The organism is Bacillus sp. EE-W1, from assembly GCF_009760835.1.
Taxonomy (GTDB): domain Bacteria; phylum Bacillota; class Bacilli; order Bacillales; family Bacillaceae_G; genus Bacillus_A; species Bacillus_A wiedmannii.
Genome location: NZ_WIPE01000108.1, coordinates 1 through 23,645, shown reverse-complemented (window position 1 = coordinate 23,645; position 23,645 = coordinate 1). Strand labels below are relative to the sequence as shown.

Here is a 23,645-nt window from a genome sequence, read left to right as displayed (position 1 = left end):
AAACCCTCACTGATTAAAGTTTCACTTTATTTAGTCGCGAATACCTAATGCGATTTTTGCCATACGTGACATGCGTTCTTTAGACCAAGGCGGATTCCAAACGACATTTACTTCTATTTCATTGACTTCAGGTACGTTCGTTGATAATACCTTTTTTACGTCTGATACAATTTGCCCAGCCATTGGACAACCGATAGAAGTCATCGTCATCGTAATGACAGCATTATTATTTTCATCTGCTGTAACGTCATAAACTAATCCAAGATTAACAATATCAACACCTAGTTCAGGATCAATAACAGCTTCTAAGTTTGCATATAACTTTTCTTCAAATGCTTGTTGTGACATGTGTAGCACCCCCTACATATTAATGATATCGATTCTCATTATAACGGATATATATATAATATGCAGGGAATGAGCTCAAAAAAATATTCCTCTTGAAAGAGGAATATTTTTTGAAAGCTATTCAGTTTTGAAATGAGATACGAGTTGATCTAATTCTTGAACTGTTTGTTTCATTTGTCTAGCAGTTACAGTCATCTCATTCATCGTAATGACCTTTTGCTCAGCAGATTGTGCTGTTGCCGCTGTTTCACTAGATACTTCAGTCGAAATAGAAGCGATGTTATTCAGTGAAGCGTTCATTTCTTCAGCGCTTGCAGCCATTTCTTCAGCAGTTGCTGAGATGTCTTGCATTTGAGTAGATACTTTATTTACTTGTTCTACAATCGTTGTGAAAGAATTTCCAGCTTCACGAATGACATGAATGCCTTCAAATGCTTCCGAACGGCCTTGGGACATCATAGAGCTCGCAGTTTCAGTGTCTTGTTGAATTTGATGTAGTAGTTGGTTAATATCTGTTGCCGCTGTTTTAGATTGTTCAGCAAGTTTTCGAACTTCGTCAGCTACGACAGCGAAACCTTTTCCTTGTTCGCCAGCACGAGCTGCTTCGATAGATGCATTTAAAGCAAGTAAGTTTGTTTGTTCTGCGATATTAGAAATAGATTGAACAGCTGTATCAATATATTTCGTGTGAGTGATTAGACGTTCAACCACTTCTGACGTAGCATTTACCGCGTCGTGTATCGTTGTCATTTGTGAAACAGATTTTTGAATAACTGAACTTCCATCGTTAGCCTGTTCAGATGTAGTTACAGCAAGTTCAGTTACAGATGAAGCAGATTCAGCAATACGCTGAACGCTTAATGTCATATCGTCCATTGCAGTTGAGCTTTCTTCCATACTAGAGGCTTGCGATTGAATATTTGCATTTAAGTTAGACATCGAGCTTTGAACTCTTATTGTTGCCTCGCGTGATATATTCGTCTTTTCTAGCATATTTTCAGAAGCGTTTTGTACTTCTACGGATGTTTTTTGAACACGATTGATAATATGTTGTAGATTTTCTAACATTTTATTAAATGATGTTGCGATTGTACCAATCTCATCATTGCTATTTACTTGTAGGCGGGCTGTTAAGTCACCTTCTTGAGATGATAATTCTTTTAGTTTACTATCAATTTGTTGAATTGGTTTTACAAGTTTACCAGAGAACCACCATGCAAGAATGATAGCTACGATAATACAAATAACAAGTGATAAGAAGACAACATATTCAATTTGTAGTGAAGATTGATCAATTTTTTTGATAGATTGATCACGTAACTTAGCTTGTTCATTACTATAATTTGTGAAGTCACCAATTACTTTATAAACAGAGCCATTCTCTGTAGAAGCTACTTGTAAAGCTTCTTCCCACTTTTGTTCTTTTGCAAGGGTGAAGACTTTTTCTTCAATAAATTTTCTCCAAGTGGACCCTAAATTCATTGTATCTTTCACGGATTGAGAAATATTTGGATTAGAAAGAAGTTTATCTTTTGAATCCTCCAGACGTTTACTCATCTCGTTAAACTTGTCTAATTCTACTTGATCGTGTTGTAGTAAATAACCTCTTAAAGCAGAAAGTTGTACTTGATAAGCGTCTCCACGCTCTTTCAATTCTGTTGCCAGAGGAGAAATTTCTTTTTGTAATGTTTCAGCTTTACGAGATTGGTCAATAGCAAAAAATAAAATAAAAGCTAAGGCGATGCCAAATAAAGCGCAAATCGTTCCCATCATGAACATTAGTTTTTTTCGAATGCTAATAAAATTCATATGATAAAAAGCCTCCTTTGTGAAATCTTAGTATTAGAATTAATTAATGTAAAAAATCGAAAGAAAGCTTTACTCCATCTGGAATAAAGCTTTCTTCTTTCCTCTAGGAATTATAGCAGACGGAATGAGAGATAGAAAGAGATATTTTAAAGTAAAAAAAGAGAGATTGTAAATCCCTCTTTTTAATAGTTTGTAGCTGTTAGAAGTATAAATGAAAGTTTCGCTTTAAACGTTTGTTTTGAAATGAGAAACGAGAACTTCAAGTTCTTGTACAGTCGATTTCATTTCAGACGCCTTTTTAGCGACGACACTCATTTTGTTTACTTGGTCACCAGCTGAAGTTGCTGTTTGTGATGTTTCGGCGGCAACTTCATTTGAAATAGAGGCGATGTTATTTAAAGCAGCATTCATTTCTTCTGAACTTGCGGCCATTTCTTCAGCAGTTGCAGACATTTCTTGCATTTGTGTAGAGACTTTGTTAATGTGGTTAACAATTTCCGAGAATGAAGATCCAGCGGTGCGAATGACTGTAATTCCTTCCGAAGCCTCTGACTGACCTTGTGTCATCATTTCATTTGCTATTTTTGTATCTGCTTGAATTTGATGAAGTAAATGGTTAATGTCAGTTGCTGCTAGCTGAGATTGTTCAGCAAGTTTTCGTACTTCATCGGCAACAACGGCGAATCCTTTTCCGTGTTCGCCAGCACGTGCTGCTTCAATTGAAGCATTTAAAGCGAGTAAATTCGTTTGTTCCGCGATATTAGAAATGGATTGAAGTGCAGTATCAATATGATTTGTATGTGTAATGAGTCGCTCTACTACTTGTGATGTAGCGTTAACAGCTTCGTTAATTGTATGCATTTGTGTAATAGATTTCTCAATGACTTTATTCCCACTATCTGCTTTTTCTGAAGTTGTAACAGCTAGGCTAGCAACAGAGGAGGCAGATTCTGCAATACGCTGAACACTCGTTGTCATATCGTCCATTGCAGTTGAACTTTCTTCGATGCTTGAAACTTGTGAACGAATATTATACGCAAGAGCATTCATAGTTTCTTCGGTTTTTGCTGTATTTTCCATAGAAGCAGTGGTTTCGATAAACACATTTTCAGACGCTTCTTTTACACTTGTGGATGTTTGTTGCACTTGTTTTATGATACGTTGTAAGTTAGCGAGCATTTGATTAAAGGAATTGGCGATATCACCAATTTCATCTTTACTCGTTACGTGTAATCTAGCAGTTAAATCGCCGTCTTGAGAAGCTAATTCTTTTAATTTCTCATCAATTTGTCGTATCGGTTTAACGAGTTTACCAGAGAACCACCATGCTAATAAAATAGATGTTAACGTACATGTAATGAGTGAGAAGAAAATAATATATTGAATAAGAGATGAAGAAGACTCTACGTCAGCAATTAATGCGTCACGTTTATCATTTTCTTCATTTGCATATTTAGTAAAACGACTTAAAAGATCGTTTACATAATCGGTTTGAGCTAAAGCGATTTTGGATGCTTCGTTCCATTTTCCTTCGCGAGCGAGAGGGAGGACTTCATTATCTATGACGCTTCGCCATTTTGCTCCCATTAAAATCGCTTCTTTCATTCCTTCTGGGAGTTTTTTATCACTTGTTACTTTCTCTCTAGTATCAGCAAGTTTTTTTCCTTCTCGGTTGAATTTATCCAATCCTTTTTGATCATGTGACAGTAAATATTCTTGTAAACCGGCAACTTGTGCTTGGAACCAATCACCACGTTCTTTTAAAATTGTTGCTCGTTTTGATACATCATTTTTTAACGTTTCAATTTCGCTTGCTTGGTTCATAGCGAATGAAAGAATAACAATAAGAGCAATACTAAATAAAGAAGAAATGCTTAAGAGTGTGAACAGTAGTTTTTTGCGAATACTAACATATTTCATCGTTACCCCTGCCTTTAAAAACTATTTATTATGATTTATAAATGTTAAGAACGGCATTAATAAAAACATCATTATGAAGTTATTAATCTGTTCAATGAAAATTATAGCAGATAATGGAAGATGGCAGATTAATATGAGTAAATGTTCTTAAAATGTATACATTTGTATATCAAAAAGTTCATAAATAAAAATGAGAAATGCTATTGTAATTTGAAATAACATCATGTATACTTCTAATTAGTTGATAACGATTATCAGTATCAACTGTAACATTACTCTTCGTTATGTTGGTCATACCCCTTTTTGACGACGTAAGTCAGAGACGAAATGTTGAAATATCTTGTGTCCTATTCTACAGAATTATGGTAATCTCCAACCTCAACTTATATGCGTGAGCATGCAAAAAGGATCCTATCCGTGAAGGGATCCTTTTTTGCATGCTGTCGCAATTAATGTATATAAACCAGGCACACGATCTTCAATTTCTTCCGGTGCAGTAGGAGGGAAGACCCACCTTTGATGAGACCCGTGTTCTTCAACTAGTTTTTCAATTTTAAAATGTTCTTCCGCAAGTGTTGTAATAATTTCTCCTAGCGTCCAGCGACGGATGGTTGTTTTAGGTAATGATTCTTTCTGCGCTTCTGTAAGAAGGATGCTATAAGCAACATCATCTTCAATCAATTCTTCATCGAAATAATTTCCATTGGCCCGAAATGATGGGTGGTCTACTCCTAATAATTTCGTGTAAACAGGATGATAGTCACGAAGGATAAGCGTTCCATATCCTTTAAGCAAGGTAGCAATTTTTTGAAAGAGCGGTTTTAAATCTAGAAAGTAATGGAGTACACCAAGTTCCAGTAATACGATATCAAATGATTCGGAGAGCTGCACATTTAGTACATCAGAAACGACATACTGGATAGAGACACCTGCTGCTTCCGCAAGTTCATTTGCATATTTTGCATTACTTGCCGAAATATCAACAACTGTTACGTCAGCTCCTAAAAGAGCGAGAGCAACGGCTTTATTGCCTTTTGACCCGAGTAAATTAATAATATGTTTTCCTTTTGGAGATTGTATGTAAGGTAAATAGTGATCTACCTCGCGTACGGGATCTTTCATAAGCTTTTTCGCATAATCGGCTGGTGCCCCGTGGCGATTCGTCCAAGCTTCATAAGCAGCTGCATTCCAGCTTTTTTCATTACGTGTGCTTAGTTGTTTTTGATTCAATCGTATCACTCCTTTTGTGAACGTATAGTTATTCTATGAGAGGATAGGATTTCCTTTTCTTTCTGAATAAAAGTTTGATTTTTCTGTGATTAAATCGTAAAATACGTGTTCTATATAAAAGCGTTGAAAAGGAAAAGTAGGATGAAACCATTCTTTCCAGAGAGCTTCGGTAGCTGAGAAGAAGCAAGAATATTCATTTGAACAATGGCCTTTGAGCTTCGTCCTGAACTTATCAAATGATAATAGTAGGCGGCGACGAGAGTTGGTACTCGTTATCAAAACCACAGTATAAGAGCATATAGCTCCGTACTTGTTAAGGCTAATTATGTGAGTAATTGGCGAAATAAGGTGGTACCGCGACTGTTTATACAGCCCCGCCCTTATCTTTTTTAAGATAAGGGTGGGGCTTTTTTATATTTAAAAGGAGGAATGTAAGATGAGTATTTTTATTGGAGGCGCTTGGCCGTATGCAAATGGTTCGTTACATCTTGGACATATTGCGAGTTTGTTACCTGGAGATATTTTAGCACGTTATTACCGGGCAAAAGGTGAGAATGTGTTGTATGTTTCGGGAAGTGATTGTAATGGAACACCGATTGCAATTAGGGCAAAACAAGAAGGTGTGACGGCGAAGGAAATTGCTGATAAGTATCATGAAGAGTTCCAGCGATGTTTTCGTAGCCTTGGTTTTACTTATGATTGCTATACACGTACAGATAGTGAGCACCATCATGAAACGGTTCAAAATGTCTTTTTACGTTTATTAGAAGAAGGTTATATTTATAAAAAAACAGTGGAACAAGCGTATTGTGAAACGTGTACGCAGTTTTTACCTGATCGTTATGTAGAAGGCATTTGTCCATATTGCCATGAAGCAGCAAGAGGAGATCAATGCGATGCGTGTTCAGCTATTTTAGATCCACTCAATTTGCTAGAAAAGAAATGTAAGTTATGTGGTAGTACGCCATCCGTGCAGGAAACAGAGCATTTCTATTTTGCATTGCATACATTTCAGGAACAAATTAAAGAGGCAGTAGAAATCGCAAAACAAGAAGGAACATGGCGTGACAATGCGATTCAGCTAACAGAAAGGTATGTAAAGGAAGGATTACTAGATAGGGCTGTGTCACGTGATTTACCAATTGGGGTACCAATTCCAGTAGAAGGGTATGAAGATAAAAAAATTTACGTATGGATTGAAGCAGTGACAGGATATTATTCGGCGAGTAGACATTGGGCTGAAGAAACAGGGAAAGATGATCAAGAGTTTTGGGATAAAGAAGCGAAAACATATTATGTACACGGAAAGGATAATATTCCGTTTCATTCCATCATTTGGCCAGCGATATTGCTTGGAATAGGAGAAGGAGCCATTCCTCGTCATATCGTTTCGAATGAATATTTAACAGTTGAAAAAAGAAAGTTATCTACGAGTAAAAACTGGGCAGTATGGGTGCCTGACATATTAGAACGTTACAATCCAGATTCTATTCGTTACTTTTTAACAGTAAATGCACCAGAAAATCGTGATACTGATTTTTCATGGCGTGAATTCATTTACAGTCATAATAGTGAATTGTTAGGTGCATACGGAAACTTTGTGAACCGGACATTAAAGTTTATTGAAAAGTATTATGATGGTATTGTACCGAATGGAATTATTAATGAAGAGCTGAAAGAGAAGGTAGAAGGATTATATATAAATGTAGGAGAATCAATTGAGCAAACTAAATTTAAAGTGGGGTTAGAAACAATATTTGATGCAGTACGTTTTGCAAATAAATACTTTGATGAGAGGCAGCCTTGGAAACAAAGGGAAGATGTTCCAGTTTCATGCGAAGAAACGATTTATAACTGTGTGTATCTTATCGCTAATTTTGCAAATTGTACAAAGACATGAAAATGGATACTTTTTAGACAAGAAAGTGGGTACTTTTATATAAAGGAGTTGCTTCAGTTATATATAACTACGTGTATCATTATCATGATTTTCAATATATGTATTACTAATCTAATATGTATAAGAAAAAGAGGATATATGCTCATAAATTAAACATAATACCCTCTTCTTAGTTTAGTCTATTTAAACGGAATTCTGAGACTCTATTATTATTTTAGAAAGGACAGCATAATTTTCTCTGTTTCTTCTTTACTTAAATCACCTGCAATAATAAAGACTTGATAAGCGCTATTCTTTCCTTTTGCAGGAACAATCATTTGCATTGCTTTATAGGTTTCCTCTGTATCAAGACTTTCAACTAAGGTTATTTTTGTACCTTCTAATTCATAATTTGTTACCTTTTCATTATACTCCGCTCTTTTATTCGAGAATTCTTTTGCATCATCAGTAACTGCAGATTGGTGCACAATATATACATTATCTTTACTTTCATTTTGATATTCATAAATAAAATCGGGATTCATTTTTCCAGTAGTCATCGGTGTTGTAACACCTTCTCCAGTTAATTTAAACCCTTTTACCACATAACTTGGGGTCTTAATTGGAAAATCAACATATTTCTGTGCTTCCTTTTTAGTTAATCCAAATTCCGAAGTGATTTTCTGTCTAAATGGTCCAATTTCTTCACTGTTTTTCTGATATTTTTTTTGTTCTTCTGAATCTAACTTTTCAGGACTTCCTACTAACTTTACTTTTTTACCCAAAGTATATGCTTCTGTTTCTAAATCAATAAATCGTTTAAATTCTTCTTTTGTAAACAGATTTTGCGCCAAACCAACTTCTTTAAGTAAAGTATTATACTCTCCCTCTGAAACAAAAAATTCTGCATCTGCCTGTTCTTTTGTACCAATCATTTTTTCTACAATTTGCTGTATAGGAATATCGGATTGTGTTTTTAATTCCTTTATATTATTTTTCACTTCTATTTGTTGTTTCTCAGGGCTAGTCGGCTTATCAGCACGGGCGTTTAATAAGGATACAGATGAAACGACAATAATTGCCACAGCCCCTATCGCAGACCAACGATATGATTTTTTTTGGAATTTTTTAATCATTAGAATTCTCCTTTTTAACGCTCTCTTGTTTTTACTAAAATTTGCTATACTTGGTACTTGATAATAACTTGAGTAGTGTTCCAATAGACTAATAATAGTATGTCCATACGCAATTTGTTCCTCTGCATCTATACATGTAAGAGCTAATGCATCACATGCTAGTTCTTGATCTTCCCGCATACATGAGTAGGCATACCATAGAATTGGATTAAACCAATTTAAAATGAGTAAGCCATGCATAAGCCAGTTCACACCAACATCTCTTCGCTTGATATGAGCCAATTCATGATAAAAAATATATCGTAACTGTTGCTCATCTAATATTTTCATATGTACAGTTGACAATAGCAACTTGGGACGAATAAATCCAAACACTGTTGGACTGGAAACCTTTCCAGATACAAATAGAGGGATATTCCGTTGAATAGACATAGATTGCTTACACTTTTCAAAAATCTGGACAATCTTCTCGTCTGTAATAACAGGTTGTTTTTTTATGTAAAGTAATACACGCCTATTCATTATAAAAGTAGCAACACTTAGAAGGATAACGCCAGTAAGCCAAATATACATACAGATTGTATAGAAAGAAATTGTCTCATCTTCCTGCTTTTCATTAATACCTGCTTGTGTCTTGTTTGCCTGAACAGTTTTTGTTGAACTTGAGGTATAAGTATCTTCTTTTGTGTGAACCTTTGTATCGTCTATACCTTTTAATTCTTGCGTACTCTCTTTTGTAAGAAACTTAGCTACAGGATTTCCCCTAGAAATGAATGCATCATCATTCTTGTAAGTAAGAACAGAATAGATACTATAGGAACTATCTGGCGACCAAGGTAATACAAGTCTTATAATTAATATGATCCATAGCATATATTGCCAACGTGGAGTTAACTTATTTCTAAACAAGACCTTGATACACAAGATTAGGCCCACTAATATACTGGCCATAATGGAAGTCTCAATCATCCAGTCAAAAAAAGCAGGTAGATAGATATTTATAAATTTTTCTATCACTATAATCTATCCTTCCTCTGATTTTCCTCAGTTTTCTCATCCAGAATACGTTTAAGTTCGTTAATATCTTCTGAAGACAGCTTCTCTTCTTTTAAGAAATTTACAAGTAAAGGTTTAAATGCTGCACCATAGAAACGTTTAAGTAAAGATTTCGTTTCTACTTGTAAATAACTATCTTGCGATACCAAAGGATAATAAGAGTACAAACGCCCTTTATCTTGATGATAAGCCACTGCTTCTTTGTGAACTAATCGATTAATCAGTGTTCGAATCGTTTTCGGTTTCCAATCCATTTTTACCTCCAACGCTTCAATTACTTCATTTGCTGTTTGTGGAGATTTTGACCACAATTCTTTCATTACTTCTAATTCAGCTTCCGAAATTTTAGGTAATTCTTTCATTAGTTTAAATTACACCCTCCTTTGATTACGTTTGTAATCCGCAATTGAATATTACGCTTGTAATCTCTTGTTGTCAAGTTTGTTTGGTGTTTGTGGAATCCTTTTCTATACCTATCAAGATAAGAATGAAAAAAATTAAAAGAAGTTTAGACTCTCATGTCCTGCTAATGAGACAAGAAAGTAAATCCTTCATGAATATTTTTGTTACTAATATAGAACTGGATTTTAACTTCACATCTATTTAGTATTTGCTATTTTTACAAAGTTTCCACTTTGGTGTCTTTGTTTAAAAAAGTACCCATTTTCTTGTCTCGATATATGGACAGGAAAGTGGGTACTAAATGAAATGTATCAGTAGATAATTCAGCATTTTTCACTATAAAATAAGTTCCTACTTTCATGTCTTTGTACACAAATCTCCTTGAACCGTTTTTACCATTCTCAAGTGAAAGAGTTAGAAATACATTATCGATTGTGAACCGAAATTGGGAGCCTGAAAATACGTTGCCGAATAGAATTAATAGTGTGCAGCCACTATTTGAACGAATTGATGTAAAACAAATTGAGCATGAAATAGAAAAGCTATATGGAGCGGTAAAGTGAGATAGAGAAAAAGACCTTTCAAATACATGAAAGGTCTTTTGTTACGCACTATGCACGCTACTATGTTTCTTTTCTTTCCTAGCGGTAAGCAGCTGAGGAGTAAAAATTCCAAGTAGTATAAAGAGTATCCCAATCCACTGCATGAAGGTTACGACTTCATGTACAAGTGTAATAGAAGCGATAATGGCCGTTGGTAATTCAGCTGCTCCTAGTATTGTACTAAGTCCTGTTCCTACTTTCGGTACACCAATTGAAAAACAAATGACAGGTACGACAACACCGAACAATCCGAGGAAGAAAGCGTATTTCCAAAGACCGGCTTGCAGGGTACCATCCGTTAAAAAGGTTGGCGGGAAGAATAGGCATACGATAAGAGTAGCGCTTGTTGTCATAAGAAAGCTTTTCGTATAAGGCGGAACTTCTGTAGCAACACGCCCACTTGCAAAAACATAGAATGAAAAAGAGACAGCGGCTAATAAACCAAAGATAATACCTTTCGTGGAAAAGTTTTGTCCGAGACCTTCAAAGACACCGCCTGCAAACAATGTTCCAGTAAATAAAATAATGATGGATATAACTTTCTCACGGCTTGGTAATGTTTGATTAGCGATTGCTTCTATAACGACACCAATCCATGTGAACTGGAAGAGTAGGACAACAGCGATAGATGCTGGTAGTTCTTCTACAGAAATAGCGTAGAAGATACCAGTCATACTCATTGTTGTGCCAACTGTTAGTAAGGAAAAGAATTGCTTTTTTGTTACTTTATGACGTGAAACGAAAAGAACGAGCAGAAGAAGCCCGATCCATCCGAAGACATATTGTCCTCCTAATAGTTGATGTGCTGAAAATCCATCAATGAATCCGAGTTTGAAAATAGTTGAAAGTACGCCGTAGCTACATGCTCCGAATAAAACAAGTAATGAATACTTAAATTTTTCCATGAAAATCCTCCTTTTAAATAATAAAAAACGCCCGCTATCCAAATAAGGACAACGGGCGAACGAAACAGAGTAAGACACTCTACAAAATTCCGCCACTCATACGAAGTATGAATTTGGGGTATGAAATTGTAGTAGGTTTTTACATTGCTTTTGGAAATACAATGGAGCATTTTACACCTTGAGGCGTGTTTTGTATCCCATAAGGAAACTGATGCTTATCTAGTATTTGTTTTACAATGTATAACCCAAGACCACTACCTTGTACTAAGCCGTGTTTGTCAGGGTTTGCGCGATAGAATGGTTCAAATAAATGGGCAAGTTTATCTTCATCTATTTGTGAACCTGTATTTAGTACTTCTAATGCGTAACCGTTTGGCTTTTCATAAAGCTTTATATATACATGCTGATGGTCAATTGTGTAATGAATTGCATTTGAAATAATGTTAAAAATAGCAGTTTGAATAAATTTAGGGTCAGCTAAAATTTGTACATCTTGCTTAATGTTAGATTGAACATTTAATTGCTTTACAGATACAAAGTAATCTACTTTCTTCATAACATCCTCAATAATAGTGGTTAATGAGATAACTTTTAAATCAGGTTTAAATTGAGGGTTTTGTATTTTGGATAATTCCGACATTTTTTCCGTTAATATGTTAATATCTTGCATCATTTCATAGGAACGTTTTAAATATTTATCTCTATCTTTATAAGCTCCAATTCCGTGAATCATGCCATCTAGTTGTCCCATAACGGCTGCGATTGGTGTTTTTAATTCATGGGATACCATAGACATAAATTCTTTACGAGATTGTTCTAATTGTTGTTCTCTCTTGAGCTCGTTTCTTAAATCTTGATTGCTTGCATGTAAATTCTTCACGATATTTGGGACCTGTGAAGCAGCTACTTGTAAATTAAAATCAGTTTGGTCTGTATTTTTGTTAAGTAGCTTTTTATCTGAGAAATCAAGATTCATAATATCTTTTAAAGCATCGCTCATAAATTGAAAAGGTTTGGCAATTAGTTTTGTATAAATTAAAGATCCGAGTAAAGATAATGCAAGCATTGTCGCGCCAATATGTGGAGCTAATTGCTGCAGTACATCTGTTAATTTTGGATTATCTTGTGCATCATGTGTTTTACTTGCTGCATTTTGTTTATGTAAGGCATCATTAGTAGCGACTTGCTTTTCCATCTCTGTAAGTGGAGCAGAAGTGCTATTTTTCCCCGTACTACTTTGTTTATGTTCTTTTGCTTTTGCAGTTTGGCTAGGCTGCAAAAGATGATTGATAGCTGTAGAGAGTGATTTATAATCTATAATAGAAGATTGGAAATTAAAAATGTCTCCCTGTGATACAGCTTTATTTTGATTCGTTTTACTTTGGTCGTTTTGTTTGTCTGAATCCGCTTGTTCTGTAGACAGCGCTCCATTTTCTTTTGCAAAACGTTCTTTATCGTAGTTTGAAGCTAGGAAGTAAATAATTTGATAAAGACAAAGTGATAAAAGAATACAAAATAATAAGGTTTTGATGAAAATATTTTTGGTGATGTTGTCTGTGCTACGATTCGATTTTGTAGCCAATGCCTTTCACCGTTTTAATATAAGGAATCCCTAATTTTTTTCTTAAGTTTTTAATATGTGTATCTATAACTCTTACATCACCATAATGTTCATAGCCCCATACCTTATTCAGCAAATCACTTCTTGATAATACTTTTCCCCGATTTTGCAGTAAAGTATATAAAATTTCAAATTCTTTTGTTGTTAATTCAATTTGATTACCATGAACATAAGCGGCATAGGCTGTAGAATTTAACATCAATTCATGGAATTGTAGTATAGTTGCAGCTTCTGCTTCCTTCGTTGCTGCCCTTCTTAATACAGCCTCTACACGTTTAATAAATACGGTGTAATGGAACGGTTTCGTAATATAGTCATCAATACCTAACTCAAATCCTTTAATTTCACTTTCTTCATTATGTAAGCCTGTTAACATAATGATCGGTACATCAGATTGTCCTCGCATAATTTTACAAATACTATAGCCATCTATATCTGGTAACATCACATCAAGGAGGACAAGATCGTATGAATTTTTTTGGAAAAGAAGAATACCTTCTGTTCCAGCGCCAACGACATCAACAGTAAAGTTTTGTGCCATTAGAAATTCACGAATCAGTTCTTGTATATCTGGGTTGTCTTCAATCACCAGTATATGCGTCATAGTAACACCTCCTAAATAACGCTTTTTACTGCAATATTCGAATTCATCATTTTTTGGATAACTCAAATTGTTTATACATATAATAAGCCCCCGCTATAAAGTCATCATGAAAGTAGCAAGGGGAATGGTTTAGAGAAACTGAATATTTCAGAATTACATTAGTTCTATTATAGTATGTATTGTAAAATTTATAAAATATTATAACTGTATAATTTTAATATCCATGTTTATCAATGTTTTGATATTGCTTAACGAAACCTATTCTTATTATATATGTAAATACAGTTGTTTTGCTACTGTAAATGAATAAATAAAATAAGCCAAGATATAAAATTCTTGGCTACACATAAATCTTGTTTTTAGGTTATTTTACAGTGACGGTAGCTTGCTGCTGAATACGCTCAAATAACCAGTGTATATCATTGTTATACATACGAATACAACCAAGTGTTGTCCATTTGCCGATTGCTTGATTATTGTTAGTACCATGAATCGCATAAGTTGTTCCGTAAGTTCCTGCCATGTTTAATCCGAGCCAACGGTCACCAAGTGGATTACGTGGATCGCCGCCTTTAATTTTTCCTGTATAGTAAGGACGGTTTTTAATTTTATTAACGATTTGAAAAGTACCTTTAGGCGTAGGTGTGGCTGCTTTTCCAGTAGCGACAGTAAAACTCTTTATAAATTGTCCGTTTTGATAATAATCCATTTTATTTAACTGTGTGTTCACGATAAGCTGATCGTTTGTTGTAGCTGCCTCAGCATTTGTGAATGGAATAGTTAAAAATCCTAATGATAATAGTGCGCTTAATAATAGTTTTTTCATTATATTCTCCTTTTTCCTATTGTAATAGTCTTACATACAATGAATTTGCAATCCTCGTAATACTTTATTTACATTTTCATCTAATGTTTCAAAGAACGTAGTAATCTTTGGATTTTGTTTGTTGTTTTTATCAATAAGTAATCTTTCATTTAGTAAAAGTTCACCATGTAGTCCAAAACTTTGAACTTGAATATTTAGCTCATCTTCAGTTTCAGAAATAATTGGTAAGAAGTAGTGGAAAGCTTTCGTTGGAATGATGTAGCTTTTACCAATCATGCTTTCTTGATTTGAATTAATCCATTTTTTCGTAACAATCTTAATGTTCTTTTTTGAAACGATAAAAGACAGTGTTGTAGATTTTGTTAAACTTACGTCAAATTCACTTGTTTCACATATGTGTAAATTAAAAACGGTTTCATTTTGATGAGATTCAACATTTGTATTAATAAAATCATGCATTTTATAAGCTTCCATTTCTTATTCACCCTTTTTTCAATTTCGAAAAACTACTTATATTTATTCAATTTAATGCTTAGTCATATATTAGTTAAATTTTTCAACAAATTCCGATATAATCTTACAATACGTATATGAAGCTAATATGAAGTTAGTATGAGTTTGTGGTGGTTTTTTATTGAGAACAAAATAAGGTGATTTCTAAGTGTTAAAAACTGGATGAAAAATGCATATTAATGCCCTTGTGTCGTCTGATATATAGTTGTTAGCTTATTTTAAAACGATAATGGATAGCAGCAAATAATGAACAGAAAACTTTAGTGTGAGTCTTACAAAAATGTAATAAAAATGTAAGCTATTGTGATAGTTATTTCGACAATTTTTTTATACAATAATAGTAAGAAGTTGTACGTGATTGAAAGGAGAGATGACATGGAATGGATTCATGAATTATTTCAGCAATACGGGTACTATGTTGTACTTGTTGGTTTGCTGTTAGAATATATTGCACTTCCGTTTCCGGGAGAGCCAACGTTAGCATATGCGGGGTTTTTAGCACAGAAGGGCGATTTAAGTTTACCGATTTTAATTATCCTATCCTTTATTGGGACAAGTGTAGGAATGACAATTCAATACTTTTTAGGAAATAAATTAGGTATGCCCTTTATTCAAAAGTATGGGAAATACGTATTTTTAACACAAAGAAAAATCGACTTAACAAGAATGTGGTTTGATAAGTATGGATACTTCCTTATTTTTATCGGCTTCTTTATTCCTGGTGTACGTCATTTTACAGGATATTTTGCAGGAATTATTAACTTACCATTCCGTCGTTTTGCGATTACAATTTACTCAGGTGCTCTATTTTGGGTATCATTCTTCTTAATCGGTGGTTATTGGTTAGGTGGCAACTTACATGATATTTTTGGAGTGCTAGAAGATCATATCGGTAAAATCATTGTTGGAGTTTTCGTTATCGTAGCAATTACGTTAGGAATACGTTTCCGCAAACAGCTAAAACGAGTATTGTTACAAAACGCAAGTTAATATGGAATCCATTCTATGTCAGAATTTAGGAAGGCAGTGCAGATGCACTGCCTTTTTATTTTATATTCCAATCTATTCTCAACTTTCCTTTTAACTTATTGCCATTAACTATAATGTAATACGTTCCCGTCTTAATTGCTGCAAATTGGTATGTATTAGGACCGTTTGAAGCTAAATAATTTTCTTCCTCTTGAAACTCACTAGCCATTTTTACGGCTCCCATGTAGCCATCCGGATTTTCAGCTCGTGATTCAATGGTAAATTCTAATATGTCACCTCGTTTTAGTTCAATGGGGACTTTATGTTCACCACTAAAATGTTGAAAAGATGCTTCGAAAGAGTTTTCTGTTTTTGTTTCGACCCATTGTTCTTTTGATGTTCCAACCTTTTCTAGATCGATAAAGTTGATTGTGATAAATATAATAAGCATAATGCCTGGCACGACATATTGTATCCACTTAAGTTTTGTTGCTATAACTGCACATAAGTAGAAAAAAAGAGAACACACTGCTCCAATTGATCCGAGAAACAAGAACTGTATTAGACTAGCTTCTTTAAATATTAGGAATGGAAGAGAAAATAAATAGCCGCAAAAAATATAAAGGCATAATGTCTTCAGTCTTGTATATGTTTTTAATTTCAATTTATCGATGCAAATAGAACAAAAAATTGCATACGCCGCAAGAATAGGAGCGAAGGGAACATAAAGTAGTTCTCGTAATCCAGCTAAGAAACTATATAATGTTTGTTGACTAGTTGTTAAGAGAAGCGTGCTAATAAGTAATAATAATAATAATAAAGCTGCTGTAAGCTTAGTAAGAACGTAAGAAAAGGTAGATGTTTTCTTCATATGGAACCTCCTTTGTTAATATTTCACATTCATTATATAAGTTATTTTCATCATAATACATCTTTATTTTTGTCAATTATTATAGTCGTAATGACAATTATAATTGACAAAAATAAGGATATTATTTACAATTTTAATTAAATAAATGAAAAAGAGGGAAGACATGAAGCTTCAAAATCGAGTGAGGGAATTGCGAGCAAAGCATCGTTTATCACAAGGGGATTTAGGGAAAGCGATTGGATCATCACGGCAAACGATTAGTTTAATTGAGCGCGGGGATTATGCACCATCTATTGTATTGTCGCTAAAAATCGCACAAATTTTCAACGTACCGGTGGAGGAAATATTTGCGTTAGTGGAGGGGGAAGATGGAGATGAAGAGTAATCGAAAAAAACAATTTGATGTTGTGGGGAAAATAGCATTAAGTATGATGGGTGGCTTTTTAACATCTTATATAGCTTTAAATTTACTCTCGGATGAACCGAGAAAATTATCATCTAATACATTTATAGGTGTATGTACTATTTTTGGAATCGTAATGATGTACTACACTTGGAAGAATACACGTATGTTAGCGGAGGCACGCGATGAAGAAGAGAGCGTACAAGGAAGAAAATTAGGCATTATAAGTATATATTTACGTGTAGGTGATATAGTTACGCAAGCATGGTTTGTATATGCAGTTATTACATGTAGACGTGCACTGTTGCAGGATACAAATGTTTCATTTGCAGTGTGGAATTTAGTAGCTTCTATCGTCTGTTTAACTATTGTAGTGGTTATCGGGCTCATAACAAAGAATCGTTATAATAAGCTATATCCTGAACAAGGTGTAACATATATGGAATCTATGAAAATGTGGACGAAAAATGCAGATGAGGGATTAAAGCACATTGTGCATGAGGCTGGATATAAAGCGTATGAATTTACGAATACAATATTAGCATATGTATGGTGGGCTGCCGTTATATATACAGCGGCTAGTGATATCGATTTTGTATTAATTGGCCTAATCTCATTTATTTGGATATTGCATCTCGGAAAATTCATGTACGAAATGCATAGAAAAATGATTTATTAAGGGGAGAAAAAGGTGGATATTTTAAGAAGGCCAGCTGGTTCACTGACAGTGGCGCTCATTCTGTCCATTTTATACGGAGTGATCCGAACTGGGAAATTAGAAACAATGTTGAATATATGGGCATTATTGGGGATTTTTCTGGCAGTGGTAATCATTCATGAGTTAGGACATGTCGTATTCGGCGTAATAGGTGGTTTGACATTTAAATTTATGACAGTAGGGCCTATTACTGTTCAAAAAGAGAAGGGAAAAGTACGCATTCGAGAAAATAAATTATGGGCGTACTTCGGAGGCGTGGCAATGTTAATACCGCCTTCTATAGTAACACCTAACCTTTCAAAAAAATGGGCATGGATGACTTTAGGTGGACCAATTACAAGTTTACTATTTGGTATTACTTTTGGTTACATATACATGGTGAGTTATTATCAATATCTTTTATATTTTTCTGTTTTCCATTTTATAATTTTTGCGGTTACAATCGCGCCGATAAAAGGAACGCTTATGAGCGATGGTATGCAATTTCTTATTTTAATTAAAGATGATGAAAAGGCGAAGCAGCATGTATATAACATTCAAGTATCGAGTGAGTTATTTAGTTATAAGAGGCCGAAAGATTGGGATAAGAGATTAGTAGAACTTAGCGAAGATAAAATAAAAGAAAATAAAAATATAAGAGAGATCATGAGCGGACTTATGCTCGTTTTCCTTGCCCGATCGGATCAAAAGGGAATGGAAAGAGCAATACTATATGTAGAACAAGTTGCCCAACTTTCTGTCACGAAAGAAAATAAATATTTCGTTAGTAGTTTTCATAGTTGGTATCTTTTATATAAAGCTCTTTATCAGATGGATAGTCTTTCTCTGCAAGAAGCGAAGGAACATGGGAAGGCCATTACAAAAGTGGACTTACATGGGTATTATCGCACACAAGGAATTGTTAAATATTTAGAGGGCGATATGGAAGCGTCCCACACTTATATGAGGAAAGCAGACAAAGAATTAAAGAGTGCCGAGAAGAGTGAAATAGGATATTTACAATTAGAGAGAGAATGGTTTGAGCAGTTGAAAGAGAGGGTATCTTACGATGGATAAGGTATCCTCTTTTTTCTATGTCGTCTTATGCCGTTCCATAAAAAGTCTGTGGCGAGTAAAATAAGATAAGCAGAGCAAAGCTTGGAGGAATTCTAGATGGAAATTTTAACGATTATTTTAATAGTCTTGCTTATTTATGCTGTTTTTAAAGTAGCATATGTAGCATTAAAGATACTCGCGATCCTATTAGTTATCTTTTTAATCGTAGAGTTCGGCAGTAAATTGCTTGGGGGATAGGGTATGTTGTGCGTTTTGAGTGTCGAAGGGTGTCGGTAAGTCGATAACCTGTGTCGAAACGTCGATATAATGAAAAAATCGTTGATATAAGTGGAGAAACGATCGATATATTTGAAAAATCGTTGATATATTTTAGTGAATACTGAATGGGGTATGTGGAAAAGAAGTTGCCGTGGGGGTAGCTTCTTTTTATTTTAGTGATGGAGTATGAACAGGAAAGAGTAACAAAACAAAAAAGCTGGAAGAGTATCTTCCAGCTTACGAGTTACTTTCAATTTGGCGACCGTTTTCTTCTTCATTGTCTTGTAAAAGGTTGAATACGTCTGCTAGGCAGAATGCAATGAACCAAGTCCATAGACCGTGGAAGAAAGCTGAGCTTAATTGAAGTGGTAATGTATAGTTAGTCATTGAGTAGGAAATACATCCGCCAACGATTCCAATCATTGTTAATAACATTGTTTTTTGCGCATTTTCTTCTGGATTGAAGAGGAAGTAAATGTATCCACCTAAAATTGAAGCGCTTACAAGGGTTTCGATTCCATTAAAAATGATATTCTCTCCTAGCTGAGTGTTTGTCCAGAAGCAGATCGTTCCGCCGATAATAGCAAACAGGACAGCTATTGTGTATCTTATATATTGATTCATATGTTCATCTCCTTATGTAATAAGATGATTTGGAAGTCAAAAAGGTAGGTATAGTATATTGAAGTGAGTTTTAGTTGTACGTATCTTTTTATAAAAAGATCATTGAAGAGTGATCGGTTGTTTAAACCGTTACGTGTATGGTGTCTGAAATATACCCGACTGCTCGTTTCTTTTTGCTTGTAAAAATAAGAGAAACTTCCAAGTCTATATACTCTTTTTTTGTGAGTCTGCTTTCATTATAACACATTTAGGGCCACAATAATAGAATTATCTGATTTTGTAATAAGTGTAAAAAATAAAAATCGCAAGGAAATACCACTAACAATGCGGTTTAGTGGAAGAAGGATTTTAATTTATTATGATGAAATATGTAATCAAGGTGAGATCTAAGAAGGAGGCTTACATACTATAAAAAATGTTTTGTTGCATGAATGTAAGGGAGGAGAGCTAACTTGGAGATCACAACAGAAAGATTAATAATTAGACCTTTTAAGAGTACTGATTTACAGGATGTATTTGCTATTTATAATAATGATGATACATGTAAGTTCCTATTACATAATAAGTGGACTCATGAAGACATGCAGAAAAGATTTAATAAGAAGCTAGCAAACAATGTACTTACTGAAGAATCAATATTAAGTTTGGCAGTTATATACAAGACTAAAGTAGTTGGTGATTTATCCGTATGGTACACAAATATGAAAGACACTGTTGAGATTGGTTATAGTTTTTCAAATGAAGTAGCTGGGAGAGGTTTGGCAACAGAAGCAGTAAGTAGTTTGGTATTTAAATTATTTAATGAATTTTATGTACATCGTATACAAGCTAATCTTGATGCACGTAATACAGCTTCACAAAAATTGTGTGAACGAATAGGCATGAGAAAGGAAGCCCATTTCATACAAGATTTTTGGAGTAAAAATGAATGGACAGATAGTATTGTATACGGAATGCTATCCTCCGATTTGTAGTAATAAACTTCGTGATTTTATTATGCTAAAGGGTGCGTTAGTTGAATAACAAAGGGCATAACATATTATATATGACTAATATGTTATGCCCTTTCATGTATTAACCTTTTTTATATGCGTTTGAAACGGCCGACAATTTCAACTGTTTCAGTAATGTTCATGAATGCTTTGTTATCCACTTGACGGATAATACGTTTCATTTCGCCTAACTCATAGCGAGTCACGACAGTGTAAATCATTTTTTTCTTATGGTTTGTATAGCCGCCGACAGCATCTACCATTGTCACCCCGCGTATGCCGTGATGCAATAGTGCGCTTTTTATTTCCTCACCTTTTTCTGTAACTGTCATTATCGTTAATTTAATATGTTTCGTATGCACAGCATCGATAACTTTGCTGACTACAAACCGGCTAATTAACGTATAAAGCGTAATATCCCATCCGAAAATAAATCCTGCTGCAACAAGTAAGATTAAGTTGAATCCAAAGATGATTGCTCCAATTGAAATATCTCGATGTTTCGCTACAATCAATCCAACAACATCAAAGCCACCTGTTGAAGAAGCAAATCGGAATATGATTCCGGAAGCTGCTCCGCAGATTACACCACCAAATACAGAAGACAGTAAAATATCGTCTGAAACTTGGTGTACAGGGATAATGTTCATCGCTAACGATGATATAGCTACAAAGTACGCTGTTAAAAAGGTTGTCTTCTTGCCTAAGTAAAAGTGACTTAAAATAAGAAGAGGAATGTTTAGTAAAAAGATAAGTGCACCGATATTGTAGTGCATTAAATAACCGATAATCATCCCTACACCAGCGAAGCCACCGCTAATCATGTTATGCGGGATAAAGAACATATTCATAGAAATTGCATACAAAATAGAGGCTACGAAAATAACAACCAACTGTATGATAAATTCTAAGTGAAATGTTTTAGCTGCTGGGAAGGATAAAAAGGCGGTGTCGGGAACGTAATCGGCGTCTCCTAGTTGACCCATAGTATGTTTCATCTCCATATTCATTTTTGATTACAAGAAGAGAATAAAGGTTTTTTCAAAAACTGGCAATAGTTTTATTATAATGCGAAAATTTTATAAATTTCTAACAAATTAAACCTATACAAGGATACGTGTGAATATACTAAAGAAAGCGAATACATTAGTTTTTTAGCATAGTTTTCTTGAGAAAATATGCAAAATACTTTTTTGACGATAAAAGGAAATAGAGAATGTTTGTTGAATGTGCTAAAATGACCTTATTAAGGATGTGAAGCGATGGAATTTTTATTGCAGGATGCAATTCTATATATATCGTTTGTAACGACAGCACTTTGTTTATTAGAAGTTTTCTTCCTTGCTAATGTTTCTCGCTTTGTGCGTCAGCAAGCATCAAGCGGTAGACAAAGAGCTTTTAAACTAGTTAATACGTGTGAAGAGGGTACTGGTAATGTAACGCTTTTCTCTATTTTTTATAAATATGGAATGATTCGTTCTGTGCGCAGACAAGAATCCAGTGAAGAGAATGACGAGGTCGGTCCGTATACACCAATGTTTCGCTAAATAATTACGAAACATTGGAGGAATGAACATGTTAAAATCATACCGAGCTGTGCTCGTTAGTTTATCATTATTACTTGTTTTTGTTTTATCTGGTTGCAGTAATGCAGCCCCAATTGATGCACATAGTACGGGAATTTGGGATCATTATTTCGTATATCCAATCTCGTTTATGATTCAATTTGTTGCTCATCACATACCAGGAGCTAGCTTCGGGATTGCTATCATTATTATGACGCTCGTTATTCGTTCAGCCATGATTCCATTAGCTGTTTCACAATATCGTAGTCAAGCGAAAATGAAGAAAATGCAACCTGAACTGCAGAAGCTGAAACAAAAATACGGTGATGTGGGTAAAGATCTTGAAAAACAAAAGCAGTATCAAAAGGAAATGTCGGAACTAATGAAATCAGGCGGTTGGAATCCACTAGCTGGTTGCTGGCCACTATTCATACAAATGCCGATTTTCTCTGCTTTGTATTATGCGATTAGCCGAACAGAAGAGATTCGCACATCGTCATTTTTATGGGTGAACTTAGGACATGCAGATCCTTATCATATATTACCGATTATCGCAGCGTTAACGACATTTATTCAGATGAAAGTTTTCCAATCTAATATTACACCTGGAGAACAAGTACAGATGCTGAAAGTGCAGCAAATTATGATGCCAGCAATGATTTTATTTATGGGATTTGCGGCGCCATCAGGACTTGTGTTGTACTGGATAACGGGTAATTTATTTACAATGACACAAACAATTGTATTAAGAAGAATAATGGAACGTGAAGAATTACAATTACAAAAAGCTTAGAAAAACGCCGCTCGGGATGAGCGGCGTTTTTTTGTTAAGTCGTTAAGGAAATGTTAAGAAACCGACATTACTATAGGAATTGTATACGAAAGTGTACATGCTTTAGAAATATGAAGGAGGAAATTTCCTATGAAGAAGAAAACAGTTGGGTATTTAGCGATTGCAGGTGCTTTATCATTTGGAATCATTGGAGGAGTCGGTATTCCGGCATTCGCGGCAACGAATACTCAAGCAGCTGAGCAGTCTACAAAAACGGCGAAAAAAGATTTAGATGACGCTACAAAACAAAAAGTAAAAACGATTATGGACGATACAAAGAAACAGTTGAAGGAGTTAGGTGTAAAGCTTCCAGAGAAAGAAAAACGTAAAGATATGTTTGCGGGATTAGATGATCAAACAAAAGAAAAAGCGAAATCAATTTTAGAGCAAGAGAAATCCGGTAAATTAACACGTGAACAAGCAAAAGAAGAATTAACAAAGCTAGGCGTGAAGTTCCCAGAGAAGGGTAAGCATGGAGACATGTTTGCTAACTTAGACGAAGCAAC

22 protein-coding genes, 3 pseudogenes and 1 other annotated feature are annotated in these 23,645 nt (G+C 34.7%); of the genes and pseudogenes, 11 read left to right on the top strand and 14 right to left on the bottom strand.

Going from position 1 to position 23,645, the window contains the following annotated elements:
* Window positions 1-30 precede the first annotated feature (30 nt).
* The 4 genes from GFJ36_RS25900 to GFJ36_RS25885 form a co-directional block, all read right to left on the bottom strand.
* Window positions 31-348 (bottom strand): metal-sulfur cluster assembly factor, encoded by a 318-nt coding sequence (locus tag GFJ36_RS25900; RefSeq protein WP_000082523.1) that lies wholly within the window; start codon window positions 346-348, stop codon window positions 31-33.
* A gap of 117 nt (window positions 349-465) precedes the next feature.
* Window positions 466-2,157, bottom strand: a complete 1,692-nt coding sequence (locus tag GFJ36_RS25895; RefSeq protein WP_157349783.1) for a methyl-accepting chemotaxis protein — start codon at window positions 2,155-2,157, stop codon at window positions 466-468.
* Window positions 2,158-2,382: 225 nt separating this feature from the next.
* Window positions 2,383-4,077: a methyl-accepting chemotaxis protein gene (locus tag GFJ36_RS25890; RefSeq protein WP_097889587.1), complete on the bottom strand. Its 1,695-nt coding sequence runs from the start codon at window positions 4,075-4,077 to the stop codon at window positions 2,383-2,385.
* A 411-nt stretch (window positions 4,078-4,488) separates the two neighbouring features.
* Window positions 4,489-5,307, bottom strand: coding sequence for a class I SAM-dependent methyltransferase (locus GFJ36_RS25885; RefSeq protein ID WP_087981970.1), 819 nt, complete (start codon window positions 5,305-5,307; stop codon window positions 4,489-4,491).
* A 114-nt stretch (window positions 5,308-5,421) separates the two neighbouring features.
* Window positions 5,422-5,692 (top strand) — a binding site (T-box leader).
* 51 nt (window positions 5,693-5,743) lie between these two features.
* On the opposite strand from GFJ36_RS25885, the pseudogene metG reads away from it, so the two are divergent.
* A pseudogene (metG, locus tag GFJ36_RS25880) lies at window positions 5,744-7,192 on the top strand (methionine--tRNA ligase); the annotation flags it as partial.
* A gap of 224 nt (window positions 7,193-7,416) precedes the next feature.
* Here the strand turns inward: metG and GFJ36_RS25875 are convergent.
* Together GFJ36_RS25875 and GFJ36_RS25870 are read right to left on the bottom strand one after the other, a co-directional pair.
* Window positions 7,417-9,339 (bottom strand): M56 family metallopeptidase, encoded by a 1,923-nt coding sequence (locus tag GFJ36_RS25875; protein ID WP_087981968.1) that lies wholly within the window; start codon window positions 9,337-9,339, stop codon window positions 7,417-7,419.
* A complete protein-coding gene (locus GFJ36_RS25870) occupies window positions 9,339-9,740 on the bottom strand; it encodes a BlaI/MecI/CopY family transcriptional regulator (protein ID WP_087981966.1) in 402 nt (133 codons plus the stop codon). Before GFJ36_RS25870 ends, GFJ36_RS25875 begins: the two co-directional genes overlap by 1 nt.
* Window positions 9,741-10,148: 408 nt before the next feature.
* Between GFJ36_RS25870 and GFJ36_RS25865 the strand changes: the two are divergent.
* A pseudogene (locus GFJ36_RS25865) lies at window positions 10,149-10,343 on the top strand (methionine--tRNA ligase); the annotation flags it as partial.
* Between the two features lie 41 nt (window positions 10,344-10,384).
* Here GFJ36_RS25865 and GFJ36_RS25860 read toward each other — a convergent pair.
* From GFJ36_RS25860 to GFJ36_RS25840, 5 genes are all read right to left on the bottom strand, one after another.
* Window positions 10,385-11,287, bottom strand: coding sequence for an EamA family transporter (locus GFJ36_RS25860; RefSeq protein WP_087981962.1), 903 nt, complete (start codon window positions 11,285-11,287; stop codon window positions 10,385-10,387).
* Between the two features lie 139 nt (window positions 11,288-11,426).
* Window positions 11,427-12,869, bottom strand: coding sequence for a sensor histidine kinase (locus tag GFJ36_RS25855; protein WP_097889588.1), 1,443 nt, complete (start codon window positions 12,867-12,869; stop codon window positions 11,427-11,429).
* Window positions 12,847-13,512, bottom strand: coding sequence for a response regulator transcription factor (locus GFJ36_RS25850; protein ID WP_000148835.1), 666 nt, complete (start codon window positions 13,510-13,512; stop codon window positions 12,847-12,849). Before GFJ36_RS25850 ends, GFJ36_RS25855 begins: the two co-directional genes overlap by 23 nt.
* 364 nt (window positions 13,513-13,876) lie before the next feature.
* Window positions 13,877-14,338 carry a L,D-transpeptidase gene (locus tag GFJ36_RS25845; protein WP_000735054.1) on the bottom strand — a complete coding sequence of 154 codons (462 nt, stop codon included), beginning with the start codon at window positions 14,336-14,338 and terminating at the stop codon, window positions 13,877-13,879.
* A gap of 30 nt (window positions 14,339-14,368) precedes the next feature.
* Window positions 14,369-14,812, bottom strand: a complete 444-nt coding sequence (locus GFJ36_RS25840; protein ID WP_000388758.1) for a DUF3978 family protein — start codon at window positions 14,810-14,812, stop codon at window positions 14,369-14,371.
* Window positions 14,813-15,226: 414 nt separating this feature from the next.
* Here GFJ36_RS25840 and GFJ36_RS25835 point away from each other — a divergent pair, with 414 nt between their 5' ends.
* On the top strand, window positions 15,227-15,841 hold the full coding sequence (locus GFJ36_RS25835) for a DedA family protein (RefSeq protein ID WP_087981957.1): 615 nt from the start codon (window positions 15,227-15,229) through the stop codon (window positions 15,839-15,841).
* A gap of 55 nt (window positions 15,842-15,896) precedes the next feature.
* Here GFJ36_RS25835 and GFJ36_RS25830 read toward each other — a convergent pair whose 3' ends face one another.
* Window positions 15,897-16,691, bottom strand: a complete 795-nt coding sequence (locus GFJ36_RS25830) for a hypothetical protein (protein ID WP_097889589.1) — start codon at window positions 16,689-16,691, stop codon at window positions 15,897-15,899.
* A gap of 163 nt (window positions 16,692-16,854) precedes the next feature.
* Here GFJ36_RS25830 and GFJ36_RS25825 point away from each other — a divergent pair, with 163 nt between their 5' ends.
* The 4 genes from GFJ36_RS25825 to GFJ36_RS25810 all read left to right on the top strand — a co-directional run bounded on the left by GFJ36_RS25825 (window position 16,855) and on the right by GFJ36_RS25810 (window position 19,105).
* Window positions 16,855-17,076 (top strand): helix-turn-helix transcriptional regulator, encoded by a 222-nt coding sequence (locus tag GFJ36_RS25825; RefSeq protein WP_087981953.1) that lies wholly within the window; start codon window positions 16,855-16,857, stop codon window positions 17,074-17,076.
* Window positions 17,066-17,773, top strand: a complete 708-nt coding sequence (locus tag GFJ36_RS25820) for a DUF3169 family protein (RefSeq protein WP_088064750.1) — start codon at window positions 17,066-17,068, stop codon at window positions 17,771-17,773. The genes GFJ36_RS25825 and GFJ36_RS25820 overlap by 11 nt, the downstream gene beginning before the upstream one ends.
* A gap of 12 nt (window positions 17,774-17,785) precedes the next feature.
* Complete coding sequence (locus tag GFJ36_RS25815) at window positions 17,786-18,868, top strand: site-2 protease family protein (protein ID WP_098082244.1); 1,083 nt, start codon at window positions 17,786-17,788, stop codon at window positions 18,866-18,868.
* A 96-nt stretch (window positions 18,869-18,964) separates the two neighbouring features.
* Window positions 18,965-19,105 (top strand): DUF3985 family protein, encoded by a 141-nt coding sequence (locus GFJ36_RS25810; RefSeq protein ID WP_000404783.1) that lies wholly within the window; start codon window positions 18,965-18,967, stop codon window positions 19,103-19,105.
* Between the two features lie 258 nt (window positions 19,106-19,363).
* On the opposite strand, the gene GFJ36_RS25805 is transcribed toward GFJ36_RS25810, so the two are convergent.
* Complete coding sequence (locus GFJ36_RS25805; protein WP_001077775.1) at window positions 19,364-19,750, bottom strand: DUF3938 domain-containing protein; 387 nt, start codon at window positions 19,748-19,750, stop codon at window positions 19,364-19,366.
* A 452-nt stretch (window positions 19,751-20,202) separates the two neighbouring features.
* Between GFJ36_RS25805 and GFJ36_RS25800 the strand changes: the two genes are divergently transcribed.
* Window positions 20,203-20,724: a GNAT family N-acetyltransferase gene (locus GFJ36_RS25800; RefSeq protein WP_088064748.1), complete on the top strand. Its 522-nt coding sequence runs from the start codon at window positions 20,203-20,205 to the stop codon at window positions 20,722-20,724.
* A gap of 110 nt (window positions 20,725-20,834) precedes the next feature.
* Here the strand turns inward: GFJ36_RS25800 and GFJ36_RS25795 are convergent, their stop codons facing one another.
* Window positions 20,835-21,728 (bottom strand): YitT family protein, encoded by an 894-nt coding sequence (locus GFJ36_RS25795; RefSeq protein WP_000530033.1) that lies wholly within the window; start codon window positions 21,726-21,728, stop codon window positions 20,835-20,837.
* Window positions 21,729-22,004: 276 nt separating this feature from the next.
* Between GFJ36_RS25795 and GFJ36_RS25790 the strand changes: the two genes are divergently transcribed.
* The 3 genes and pseudogenes from GFJ36_RS25790 to GFJ36_RS25780 form a co-directional block, all read left to right on the top strand.
* On the top strand, window positions 22,005-22,289 hold the full coding sequence (locus tag GFJ36_RS25790; protein ID WP_000394932.1) for a hypothetical protein: 285 nt from the start codon (window positions 22,005-22,007) through the stop codon (window positions 22,287-22,289).
* Between the two features lie 28 nt (window positions 22,290-22,317).
* Window positions 22,318-23,100, top strand: coding sequence for a membrane protein insertase YidC (yidC, locus tag GFJ36_RS25785; RefSeq protein WP_157349782.1), 783 nt, complete (start codon window positions 22,318-22,320; stop codon window positions 23,098-23,100).
* A 129-nt stretch (window positions 23,101-23,229) separates the two neighbouring features.
* Window positions 23,230-23,645 (top strand): annotated as a pseudogene (locus tag GFJ36_RS25780) (hypothetical protein); the annotation flags it as partial.